A 12,436-nucleotide genomic window follows, 5' to 3' on the forward strand; every position below is an offset into this window, starting at 1 on the left:
GATAAGCAGGTTTATTATCAAAAAACAGGAGAATTTCGATGAAAAAATACCAGTTAGTTGTACGCATATTTTTGATCATTCATTTATTATCCGTTTCGTTTTGCCGACCACTTGTTGTTTTAGCAGGAAATTTAGAAAATACAGATCAAGACGATCGTAAGATAAGTTTTCTTCAAGAGAATCAGTTGATTCAAACTGAAGACGGCAAATTATATACGACAACTCCTTCGAATTACATCACTCACTCGATTCATGCTGCTTTAGGAGAAACTCAAACCCACCAACGAAACAATCAAACGATTTATGTTGACCCCAATGCTCATATCTCCAATATTGATATTCGCTTATCGAACGGTGTACGTGAATATGGCTGGTACGGTAAACGGATCAACAATGAAATTGCCTTGTGCATAGAACCAGGTGCTGCACTTAATCTTGGAAATAACTCTGGCTATACAGTCGCTGAGCGAAATACTGAACAGATGAAAAAAATTTCTTTGATTAAGTATTACGGGCTGATGGTTTCGGGCCACACGTTGAAAAAAGAATTGATGACTCAAATTTTGGCATGGGAACAACAAGGGATTACACCGTTAAGTATTTCAGGGGTATTTTCGATGACGGACTATCAAACCTTTAAATCTGCTGTCATGAAAAATGTCAATTATTTCTATACATCACCTTCTTTTGACAAACAAACGATAAACTTAAAAGTTGGAGAAAGTATCACCTTAACTGACACGACCCATGCCTTTAGTAATTATCAGTCATTACCATCTTTCGTCTCACAAGGACTAAGTATTTCTAAAAAAGGAAATCAATTAACGATTCTTGCCAACAAAAATGCAGAAGCGACTAGTCGAGTTGAATTTGACTATGATATTGCCTCTACTTTTCAAGGTGTTCCGCTAATTTATCAACACCCATATACCCAAAATATGATGGTTGGCAGATTAAATGAACATAGAAAAATTTCTTTAACCATAACTGTTTTAAAAAACGGCAATGCCCGTGTACGCAAAGTAGATGAAACGACCAAGCAACCATTGGCAGGTGCCGTTTTTCGTTTTACTACGTCTGATGGAAAAACCAAAGAAATCACTACAGGTTCTGATGGCTATGCTGCCTGGAATGATTTGTTAGTCGACACAAAAGTAACGATCCAGGAAATCAAAGCACCGAATGGCTATGTCCTCAATGCCACACCTCAGACAGTGACCATCAAAGCCAATGAGACCACCACAATCAGTTTAGATAATAAAGAGCAACTAGCAAATCTCAAAGTGATCAAAGAAGATGAAGAAACAGGCAGTAAACCACAAGGGGCTTCTCAATTGGTAGGAGCTGTTTACGAGCTAACCGATAAGAATGGGACTTCTATTAGTAAACTAACGATGCAAGATGTCGATGGCGTAGCACAAGCAGAGGTGAAAGGATTAAAGCTGGGAACCTATTACTTACAGGAAATCGAACCGCCAGAAGGCTACAATTTGGATGCTACAAAACATACCGTTAATCTCACGTATGCTGGACAAAATGAAACCGTAGCGCTTCACAGTAAAACGGTGACTGATCGCGTCATCAAAGGAAATGTAGAAGGCTATAAGTTTGGTTCACGCCCCTTGATTGCTCAAACCGTTTTTGAAGTAATTGCCAGACTGGCGAAAGAGCAACAGGGGGTAAAGCCACCTTTAGAAGGCGTTGAACTGACAGCTACTTCTCACACCACTGGACAAGAATATATCCAAGTCACTGGTAAGAACGGGTATTTCAAGTTTGAGAATCTACCTTATGACACTTATACCATTGAAGAAACCCAAGGTGTGGATGGCTATTTATTGATCGAACCATTTGAAGTGACGATCACGGAAGACGGCTATACCCATTTCTTTTTATTGGAAGATAAAGTGATTGAATCTCGATTGCATATCATCAAAGTGGATGAAGAAACAGGCGAGAACATACCTTACGCAGGCGCTCAGTTCAAAATTTTTGATACTTGGGCAAATGAAGGAGAAGGCAAATTTGTTTCGATGGTACGACCCAATGACACGGAACAGACCGATATTTTTGAAACCAATGACAAAGGCGAAATCATTACCACAGAAAGTTTGCCTTGGGGTGTGGATCGCTATGAACTCCATGAGATCAAAGCACCAGAAGGATATGTACCACTAGAAGAACCACTCATTTTTAGTGTCACAAAAGAGAATGCGGATGCCTTGATTCGTTTAGAAATTCCGAATCGCTTAGCTCGACAAGATATCCAATTGATCAAACGAGATCGGTTGAATGAACAACCATTAGAAAATGTCCCATTTCATTTATACAACATAGCAACGGATGAAAATGGAGAATTGACTGAAATCTTAGTTGAAAAATATTTGACTGATAAAGAAGGGAAAATCAATGTAGAGGCACTACCTTATGGCAACTATAAATTTGTTGAAGTGGAACCTTTGGCAGGCTATTTGCCATTAGAAGAACCAATGGATTTTTCTGTCACGGTTGAAAAGGACGGCGAGTTACTTGTTCTTGAAGCCTACAATGAACGGGAACCATTAGAGTTGACCTCTTTATTTACCGATATTGCTGGCGAAAAAACACTTGATCCAACAGTAGATAATCAGTTGAAAGATGTGGTGTGGGTCAAAGGCGAGGCAATCGAAATCGGACACACTTATACTGTTTTTACGCAATATAAGAATACGAAAACAGGAGAAGTGGTCAGTGAAGCAACATCAACTTACACTCCAAAGAACAAAGAAGATACATTTGAAGTATTTCTTGAGTTGAAGGCAAATATCCTCAAAGATGGCGATCAATTAACAGCGTCCCACGTCTTATATTACGAAGAAGAGCAAAAAAATGAAGTAGGACGTGAGGATGATTTAAGGAACAAAGATCAGACAATTACATTAAAAAAAGAAAAATTATTATTAAAGCAAAGCATATTGCCAAAAACGAATGAACGACGTTCGCTAGAGATGGTTCTTCTTGGATTGAGCTTGATTATTATCGTTAGCAGTTATCTCTATCTTCAAAAAAAGCAGAAACATGTAAAGTTGTGAAAAAATTGATTTCGCTTATTTTTACTAAAAGTATGATCAAAGTGTTTAGAAAATAAAAGAAAGGATGGTCTAAAGAATGGTGAAACGTTCAATCGTTGTAGATCAGTTATCGAAAAAGAATCTAGGCAGGATAAAATATGGACTTTTGTTCCTTTTTATCAGTGGAAGTATCACAGGAATTACTAGCATCTACCTGAGTCACAATCAAGAAAAACCAGTAGCAAGTAAACAAAAACAAGTAGCAAATATCATTGATACAAAAAACATAGAAAAAGAAGAAATACCCACTCATTATTTTCTTGAAGAGGATCATGATCCGGCAATCGCAGTCATGGAACAATTTGACTATTTTAGTTCTAAAACTGAGGGAACAGAATTGCCACTTCAACAACTAGAGCATGAGGTAGCGCAATTAGTCGTTGCCTTTGCTAAAGAAAAAAAGAAAACAGAAGTCACAACTTTAGAAACTTCAAAAGAAAGAGCGGATAGTAAACAAGCCCCAGTCTATGAGGCCCCTCCAGTTTCTGTTGAAAAAGAAAAGAATCGTGAGAGTGACCAAACGACTTGGCAGAGACCACAAATTTCACTAGCATCCACTTACATGGTCATTGAGCAATACAGTAAATTTGAACCAACAGACTATTTTGAGATTCTTACGGGTAACGACGCTTTTCCCACAGTCAAACATAATTTTATTGACACGTCGAAGCTGGGCGAGCAAAAATTTACGATCCGTGTCACCGACTCGGCAGGAATGTTTACAGATGCCACCATCTACTTTTTTGTTAATAGCTTACCGAAAATCAACTTGAAGCAGACGACAATGTACCAGCAGATCGGTGTACCAGTTGATTTGTTAGCAGGAGTATCCGCAATGGACCAAGAAGATGGGGATTTAACTGCAAAGATTGAAGTCGAAACAAATCTAGATATCAACAAAGAAGGAAGCTATGAGGTGCTTTATTCTGTCAATGATCGACATGGGGCTCAAGCGAAAACGAAAGCGTTTATCAAAATTGAAAATGATGCACCGGTAATCCATATACCCGAATGGATTGACCATCAGATAAATCAAGAGTTGAATATTTTCGACTATGTGAAAGCTTGGGATAGGGAAGACGGAGATATCTCATTAACTAAAACCAATATCTTAGAAACTAATTTCGATTCCAATAAAGAAGGAAAATATTTCTTTAGGATTGGCAATGTGCAAGATCGATATGGAAAATATGCAGAGGAGAGACGACTTCTCGTACAAGTAACGAATGAAGCCCCTAAAATCATCCAGGCGGATCTTCAAGTCAATGTTTTCTCTGCTTTGAAGAAAGAAGATTATTTTGCACAACTGGTTGTTTCAGATCGAGAAGATCCGTTAGAACGATTAAATATTGAAATAGATGAAGCAGCATGGAATCGGATCGATACATCTAAATTAAGAAAATATTTGCTTCCTCTTAAAGTCACTGATACAAATGGCAAAACAACCAGTGGTTATGGGAAAATCACGGTCATCAATGAACCACCACGATTTATAGGCATAGCCGATAAGGTGCTAACTATTGGAGAGGCGTTTGATCCGCTAGCCGGAATTGAGGTTTACGACAAAGAAGAAACATTATCTTTAACAGATGTCGAAGTGACTGAAAACGTCGATGTCAACAAACCAGGAACTTACACTGTCAGTTTGAGTATCAGTGATTCTTTTGAGCGGGTACATGCTAGTTACCAAGTAACAGTTATGAATCAACAAGCGATAGAAAAGGAGAAAGAATAATATGGACTATTTTGAGCAAGCGATGTCGTTGTTTTCAAAAGGAGTACTTGCTTCTGGCAGTCTGCTCACTGTATGGGGGATTATTCAACTCGGCGCGGCTATCAAAGAACATAATGGTCCCGGAATGCAAAATGCTCTTTTTCAGATCGTTGGTGGGGCTGTTATCGTTGCAGCTGGCGCTTGGGTAGCAACTATTTCAATCTAAGGAAGTGGCTAAGCTGGACGGTGCAATCAAATTTTTACTACAAACAATTGCTGATCAATTAAATTTTTCAAACGACCCTAAGAATATGCTACTACAAAATCTAGAAACCTATCTACCTGATATCTATCAATACAGTGAGTTAATTAGGAATGGAGTGATCAAACCAATTGCTTATTCTGTACTAGGCTTTTTACTGTTGCTGGAGTTTCAACAAATGGCACAAAAAATTTATGGAAATTATTCCGGTTTTGGTGGCATGGAGTTGTTCCTCCCGCTCTTTCTTAAATTAGGAGTAAGCCTGTTGATCATGCGCCATTTAACAATATTTATCCATATGATCGTTGAAATTAGTACAACAATCAGTAATGGTATCAGTCAAATTGGGATTCGAGAAGGTGGAAGTAAGGCTGTTGATGTTCTTTCATTGATTGAGGGAATCTACCATTGGGGCTTTTTTGAAAAACTTACGTTGTTAATTATTTTGTTGATCCCGTTGATTTTATCCGTACTAACAAGTGTGCTAACAAAACTGGTTATTTTCATGCGTTTTTTTGAAATTTATTTGTATTTTAGCATTTCTCCATTACCTCTTGTGACGTTTCTTAATGAAGAAGTTAGTTCGATTGGTAAAAATTTTTTGAAATTAGTTTGTGCTTCCTCCCTGCAAGGGATTCTCTTATTTATTATATTAAGTTTTTATCCACTGCTCGTACATTCTGTGTTTTCAATCGATGAAAAACAGGGAATGATTGCAGTGATCAGTGGGATATCAGGGAATTGTCTAACATTATGTGCTAGTTTATTTTATACCAATAAATGGGCAAAAATCATTCTTGCAACTGCCTAGAGAATCATTTTTAACTGGAGGGAAATAAAATCGATGATTGAAGTACCAATTCGAAAAGAAATTTTAACCTACCAAGAAAAATTGTTTTTTGGCGTTTCGTTAAGACAATTTATCTCTGCTGTTGTAACGTTGCTTTTGATTGTTCCTCTGGGCATTTTAAATTATGTCAGTTGGAAGTATCCGATTGATGATATCGGGATCGTTTTTATGGTACTCAGTGCCCCTATCTTGTCAGTGGGCTGGCTGACACCTAATCACTTACCTTTAGAAAAGTATGTGCAGATTCGATGGAATTATTTTCAATTGGCGAATTATTATACTTATCCTATTGTAGAGGAGTTGTATTCAAATGCCATGGTGGGTCAAAGGAGTAAGCGTGCCGAAAGAAAACAAGTTGAGTACGGAAACTAATAATAAAAAATTTATTCGTTTGATGCAAAAACAAAAGAAAAAAAGAGGGCAATATCAAAAAAAGTTAGCGCCAAAGCGTAATGTCCAAGATTTGTTGCGTTATGAAAAAATGTTTGAAAGTGGCATTTGTGAAATTGTGCCTAATTATTATTCCAAAAGTGTTCGATTTTCAGATGTGAATTATCAAATTGCTCAACAAGACGAACAATTGTTGATTTTCCAAAAATATGGCGAACTATTGAACAGTCTTGATGATACGATCCATTTAACAATCACGATCTTAAAAAAAAGAGTTGAGCTTGATGAGATGACGGATAAGCTTTTTTATGAGAGTAAAGGCGATCAACATGATAGCTATCGTGAAGAAGTCAATCAGATGCTTCTTCAAAAAATCAATGAAGGGGAGAATCGTTTTACAAAAGAAAACTATTTGACTTTCAGTACCCCAGCCAATCACTTAGAGCAGGCAAAACAATTATTGGGACGAATCGAAAAGAATTTAATCGGAAATTTGGAAGAAATTGGCTCAACGGTTGACCCATTAGACGGTTTAAAGCGTCTAAAATTGGTCAATCAGTTGTTGAAATCATCGGAACACTTTCAATTTAACTATTCCGATTTAGTCTTTAATCATCTTTCAACAAAAGCTGTGATTGCTCCTTCCAGTTTTAATTTTAAAAAGAAAAACTATTTTGAAATCAATGAGGAATATGCCCAGATTCTTTACCTAAAAGACTATCCAGCTAGATTGTCAGATAAACTCATGGCAGAATTGATGGAAATACCCGAAGAAATCACGTTATCGATCCACATTGATCCAGTCGGGGCTGAGCAAGCCAATCATCTGGTTCAAATAAAAAAAGCCTATATGGAAGGAGACAAAGTCGCTGCTCAAAGAAAAGCAACTCAAAAAGGCTACGATCCTTATACAAGTATTCCATATGAATTAACCAATAGTATCAATGAAGCTAATTTATTATTAGATGATTTGTTAAAAGAAGGACAGAATTTATTTTTCGTTTCGGTTTTTGTCTATTTCAGAACAAACACAAAAGAAAAATTGACTGATATAGCCGAACGAGTTTTGAGTATTGCCAGAAAAAATGGTTGTGGGTTTCATTATTTGGATTATCTACAACTAGAAGGGATGAACTCCGTCCTTCCATTTGGAAAAAATTGGATAGCAACCCGCCGAACATTGACTACAGCAAGTGCAGCTATCTTTATTCCATTTACTGCGCAAGAACTTGACCACGAGGAGGGTAAATACTATGGAATGAATGAGCTAACGAAAAATGTAGTTCGGATCAATCGGAAACGGTTGAATACCCCAAGTGGAATGATTTTAGGTAGTTCAGGCTCAGGAAAAGGGGTAGCCAAAAAATATGAAGAAATTACTACACTACTAAAAAATCCAACAGACGAAATCATCTCGATTGATCCTGAAGATGAAGATACATTAATTGGGCAAACTTTTGATGCGCAAATTGTTAAAATTGCACCAAACACCGATACATTTATCAATCTATTGGATATCACAGATGATTTAAGTGGGGAAGTTGATCCAGTAAAATTAAAATCCGACTTTTTGTTAACAGCATTTGAAGCTTTGGTCGGTGGACAATCGGGTTTGAATTCCGCACAACGTTCCATCATTGATCGTGTGACTCGCTTGACTTATTTTAACTATTTTCATTCTCAGGACAAGCAAATGCCAACATTAGCGAAGGAATGGTTTACGTTGCTCAAAGAACAGCCGGAAAAAGAAGCGCAGGCACTAGTATTAGACTTAGAATTATATATTGAAGGTTCTTTAGCGATTTTTTCCCATACGACAAATATTGAGTTAAATAAGCGTTTTATCATCTACAACACCAAAGAGTTAGGAAGTCAGTTAAAAACATTTGGGATGATGGTGGTTTTAGAGCAAGTATGGAATCGGGTGGTACGTAATCGGGATCGAGGGATCACTACGTGGATTTACATTGATGAAATGCAGTTGATGCTAAATGATCCTTACTGTGAAAATTATTTTTTTGAATTATGGAGTCGTATCCGAAAGTGGGGAGCAATTCCTACAGGGATCACGCAAAATGTGGAGACGTTACTGCTTTCAGATAAAGCACGGAGGATGCTATGCAACACTGAATTTATCATTATGCTAAAACAGGCTAAAAGTGATCTGGACGAACTTTCTACTCTTTTTCGTCTTTCTACTCAACAACAAAAACACTTGATCCATCCGCCAAAAGGTGCAGGGTTGATACGTGCAGGTCATGCAATCGTGCCTTTTTCTAATACCGTTGATTCAACCACAAGATTATATGAATTAATCACGACTGATCCCGAGGAACGGATAAAAAGAAAACAGGAACAATCCGATGAATAAATCTAATTGGAACAAACGAGACAACGAGTATCGGAAAATTTTTCTATCAAGTAGCTTGAATCAATCGATAAAACGGAGCGTTACAAATAAAATGTTAGTTCCCTTCAGAAAAAAGCGTCGTAAGTTCTTAGCTGTTCAGCCCAATAAATGGCATTTTTTTAGATCACTCATGGTTCTTAGTTGTGTATTACTATTCTTACTGACGATAGGGATAACCAGTGTCATTTATTCGAGTGTACCCAATATCAATGAATTTGAATTAACAAATATTTGGACGTACATGACTCATTTGGATGTTGAAAAAAATCGAGTGCTTCGTCAGCAGCATAACATGATTAAAATCAACGGACAGATGGGAATGACACAAGATATGAATTTGGTTTCTAATATTGATGAAGTATTGTCTTATTTGGGTATTTGTTATGAGAATGTGGAACTAGAAAATCCAGTAATCAAAGCGAAAATCCATGAGATCCATGATAACTTATGGTCCCTTCATGCAAAAGGGAACGAAGCAACATTAACAACAAAATATTTTACTCAGATCATTGAATGGACAGAAGAATTGAAAGAACGATTGAATGCTGGTTCAACGATTGGTCGTTATCGTCAATTGATGGAACTACAATCGCCATTTAAGGAAGATCATCGATTAATGGTCAATCAAAGATATGGTTACTTTCTCGATGGCCAAGAAAAAAAGCTATTTCGGGGAATCCAATTACAAGCTGAGAAAAATATAGAATTATATGCTCCGATGGCTGGGAAAACGACTGTGACTGATCAGTCAATCGTGATCCAATTCAATAATCGACAGCTTGTCTTAAAGAATGTTTCACCATTAGTCAATCATGACCAAGAAGTCGTTTCGGGGGAATTGATTGGAACTGTAGAGAAAGAAAATGAAGTAACCATTGAATATTCCAAAAATGGACAATCAGTAAATCCAAGTTTTTATTTTGAAGAAGTAGCATATTCGGAAACATTCCAATTAGACTCTGGTAATCAAAACACGTCATTTGATGAATGGACATTTCGGCAATTGATTCTGCTTAAGTGTCATGCGTTTAGCGATCGAGCAGATAAAATTTTACAAGAAGCAAAAAGAAACGGCATCTCACCGGTGATCTTAGCGGCGATCATGATTCATGAAAGTGCCTGGGGAACTAGTAAAGGAATCTTAGAAAAAAATAACCCAGCTGGTCTAATGAATGATCAAGGTTTAATTTCATATCGTACGTTAGACGAAGGAATCGAAGCAACTGGTCGAACACTTAAAAAGCTGATTATTGACCAGCAACGAGTAACTGTCGAACAATTAGGAGCGGTCTATTGCCCGATTGATGCGACAAATGATCCCATGGGGCTCAATCGTTATTGGGTGCCTGCGATCAAACAATTAATGGTGCAATTGGGTGGAAAGCAAGAGATGGGATTGCTGTGGGAGCGATTCTCTGACTTTCATGAGGCTCTTTTAGCTAAAGCACAAAGTCTTCATCAAAAAGGTGTGTATTATTCTCAGGGAAACCAAAGAGGCGTATTTCCCTATCACGATTGCTCGTCTTACGTAATTTGGGTGTTGAATGAAATGGGACTAAATGTACCGTTGGGAAATACAGAAACACTTTATGGTTTGGAAGGACAACTTCTCTATCCGATCAACTATTCCGAAGTACAAGCAGGTGACTTATTTATTTGGGGAGAAAAAGGTAATTCGTCGGGCGATTTTGGGCATACAGGATTCTTTTTAGATGCTGGTGGAAAAACGATTATTCACTGTACACCCGCTACGAAAAAAGGATTTAGTCAAAATGGTGATGTCGTCATTACTCCATTTGCAGGGTATTATGGTGATCCACAACTGGCACCAGTTTACTTTTATCGAATCGTAGGGAGCGGGTAAAAATCAGAAATAAACATCAATTATTTACAACGATTGCTTGTTTGGTTATCAGTAGCAGTATAGCGGTAAGTATTGGATATACTGTTGGTAAAAAGAACACACAACAAGAAGCAAATAACCGTATACCTATTGCTCATTTCTCGGAACAACAGGTCAATGATTTTTTACGCTCGTATTTTACTTTCACAGAGTACGGGGATAATTATTTGAATTATGAGAAATTTTTAGCAAAACAAGCGAAAATTGCTGAAGAAGAAAGCAGAAAGCAAAGCGATTTTTTTCCACAATTTTTTGGTCATTCTCGTTTTATAAAAAGTAAGAATTTTATACGTCACGTGAATGACCAACAAATTGAAGTGATTGCCAACGTCACAAGGACGATTGATAGTTTGAATCAAGAAGGTAAGTCTACTAAAACGCTTGAGAATGAAGGGCTGTTTCAAATTTGGTATGAGTTTGATTCAGCTACAAAACACTTTTTGGTGGAAAGGTATCAACCATTAGAGATAGCTGAAAAGGAATCGAAAGAATACGCAGAATGAAAATAACGGTTATGTCCATCACTTTTGGTAAATGAAAAGGATGTCTATCCATGGCAAGAGAAACTGTACTGATTGATCATGTCAAAAGGCTAGAAATCGAAGAAGAACGTCTACCGATTTTCGAGGCCCTCATTTTATTAGAAGAGGTCAATAAACAAACGATCCTTAATAAAAGCATAGGTAGTTGTCGTATTCGGATTTACAATCATAAAAATCACCTTCTTCATTCAATGGAATTACAATTTCCGTTAAAGGATGCCATAGAAGAAATAATCAGTGGGCAATATCAGATAGTCCGAAGTAAAAAGAAGACGACAAAAAGTAAAGCAGCGATACGCACGAAAAAAGCAATTAAGTATGGTGAACCTAGCAGATCAACCAAAGGAAAATTACTATCTTTGATTCCCACGATCAAAAGGGTCTGGTTTATTGTGGTGATTGTTTTCAGTCTTTTCATAGGAATTAGCGTAATGTGGCCACACTTTATTACGAAAGTAGATCAAAAAGAAATTACCACGACAGAGGAGCAGGAATGGGCAAAATTAATCGAAGCGCAAGCCTATCTTCAAGCAGCAACGGAATATCCAGAAAAGCGTCATGAATTGATCGACTATTTGACAGAGCAACAAGAATTTACATGGTTGAAAGAGATCAATGAATATTACCCCACCGCAGATGCACAATTTGATTTAGCTTTTTTTGAAAAAGATTGGGAAGTAGTTATTGAAACGTCCCCAGAAAATTTATCTGACAAAAGAAAAGTGATGCTTGCATTTGCTTACATTGAATTAGAACAATTGGCCGAAGCAGAGATATTAAATAAATATTTAGAAAGTGAAGAACTATCAAAAAAGTTAGACCAAAATTATTTACAGAAAGGGCTGTTTTTTTTAAAACAGAAGAAGATTGCAGAAACAACGAAACATTTAGAATTGATCCAAGAGGAAGAAGTGAAAAAAATATTACAAACTTATATCGAACAAGCTTCCATCATTATTGATTTTATTGAGTTATACCAGCAAAATGAAGATCCGGAAAATCAATTATTGTGGGAACAACGATTAGAAATGATTGGTCAATCAGATATCAATGATAGGGAATGAGTGGTCTTGGATTCAGTTGTTATTTGTCGAAGGGTAACTAATTAAGGGGAATAAAATAATAAAAAAGAAAAACTGATTGGCAAATTAGCTAAAATTATTAGTTAAAAGATAGTGTTGAAGTATTAATGAAAAGAGGTAACGGCAGAAAAGTTAGTTCGTTTTTTCAAACGATTCTTTCTTATCGTCAGTGA

The 12,436-nt window shown here is 36.9% G+C and carries 9 protein-coding genes; all 9 read left to right on the top strand.

Features of this window, described 5'->3' with window-relative positions:
- Window positions 1-38 precede the first annotated feature (38 nt).
- The 9 genes from IGK81_RS02335 to IGK81_RS02375 all read left to right on the top strand — a co-directional run bounded on the left by IGK81_RS02335 (window position 39) and on the right by IGK81_RS02375 (window position 12,245).
- Window positions 39-3,071 (top strand): SpaA isopeptide-forming pilin-related protein, encoded by a 3,033-nt coding sequence (locus IGK81_RS02335; protein WP_412003931.1) that lies wholly within the window; start codon window positions 39-41, stop codon window positions 3,069-3,071.
- A 76-nt stretch (window positions 3,072-3,147) separates the two neighbouring features.
- Window positions 3,148-4,845, top strand: coding sequence for an immunoglobulin-like domain-containing protein (locus IGK81_RS02340; RefSeq protein WP_034699580.1), 1,698 nt, complete (start codon window positions 3,148-3,150; stop codon window positions 4,843-4,845).
- A 1-nt stretch (window position 4,846) separates the two neighbouring features.
- The gene (locus IGK81_RS02345; RefSeq protein WP_010720016.1) at window positions 4,847-5,050 is read left to right on the top strand and encodes a hypothetical protein; all 204 of its coding nucleotides are present in this window, start codon (window positions 4,847-4,849) and stop codon (window positions 5,048-5,050) included.
- A gap of 4 nt (window positions 5,051-5,054) precedes the next feature.
- On the top strand, window positions 5,055-5,897 hold the full coding sequence (locus IGK81_RS02350; RefSeq protein ID WP_080704607.1) for a hypothetical protein: 843 nt from the start codon (window positions 5,055-5,057) through the stop codon (window positions 5,895-5,897).
- A gap of 33 nt (window positions 5,898-5,930) precedes the next feature.
- Entirely contained in the window at window positions 5,931-6,308 is a 378-nt protein-coding gene (locus IGK81_RS02355) for a PrgI family protein (protein ID WP_010720014.1), read from the top strand.
- Complete coding sequence (locus tag IGK81_RS02360; protein WP_051641770.1) at window positions 6,247-8,697, top strand: VirB4-like conjugal transfer ATPase, CD1110 family; 2,451 nt, start codon at window positions 6,247-6,249, stop codon at window positions 8,695-8,697. The genes IGK81_RS02355 and IGK81_RS02360 overlap by 62 nt, the downstream gene beginning before the upstream one ends.
- Entirely contained in the window at window positions 8,690-10,600 is a 1,911-nt protein-coding gene (locus tag IGK81_RS02365) for a peptidoglycan amidohydrolase family protein (protein WP_034699585.1), read from the top strand. Before IGK81_RS02360 ends, IGK81_RS02365 begins: the two co-directional genes overlap by 8 nt.
- A gap of 41 nt (window positions 10,601-10,641) precedes the next feature.
- Window positions 10,642-11,142: a hypothetical protein gene (locus IGK81_RS02370; RefSeq protein ID WP_051641771.1), complete on the top strand. Its 501-nt coding sequence runs from the start codon at window positions 10,642-10,644 to the stop codon at window positions 11,140-11,142.
- A gap of 50 nt (window positions 11,143-11,192) precedes the next feature.
- Window positions 11,193-12,245 (top strand): hypothetical protein, encoded by a 1,053-nt coding sequence (locus IGK81_RS02375; RefSeq protein WP_010720010.1) that lies wholly within the window; start codon window positions 11,193-11,195, stop codon window positions 12,243-12,245.
- Window positions 12,246-12,436: the final 191 nt, after the last annotated feature.

It is taken from the genome of Enterococcus sp. DIV0703, from assembly GCF_051711065.1.
Classification (GTDB): domain Bacteria; phylum Bacillota; class Bacilli; order Lactobacillales; family Enterococcaceae; genus Enterococcus_B; species Enterococcus_B hirae.

Coding starts and splice junctions, on each gene's coding strand:
- IGK81_RS02335 (WP_412003931.1), top strand. CDS start 39: ATGAAAAAATACCAGTTAGTTGTACGCATATTTTTGATCATTCATTTA.
- IGK81_RS02340 (WP_034699580.1), top strand. CDS start 3,148: ATGGTGAAACGTTCAATCGTTGTAGATCAGTTATCGAAAAAGAATCTA.
- IGK81_RS02345 (WP_010720016.1), top strand. CDS start 4,847: ATGGACTATTTTGAGCAAGCGATGTCGTTGTTTTCAAAAGGAGTACTT.
- IGK81_RS02355 (WP_010720014.1), top strand. CDS start 5,931: ATGATTGAAGTACCAATTCGAAAAGAAATTTTAACCTACCAAGAAAAA.
- IGK81_RS02360 (WP_051641770.1), top strand. CDS start 6,247: ATGCCATGGTGGGTCAAAGGAGTAAGCGTGCCGAAAGAAAACAAGTTG.
- IGK81_RS02365 (WP_034699585.1), top strand. CDS start 8,690: ATGAATAAATCTAATTGGAACAAACGAGACAACGAGTATCGGAAAATT.
- IGK81_RS02375 (WP_010720010.1), top strand. CDS start 11,193: ATGGCAAGAGAAACTGTACTGATTGATCATGTCAAAAGGCTAGAAATC.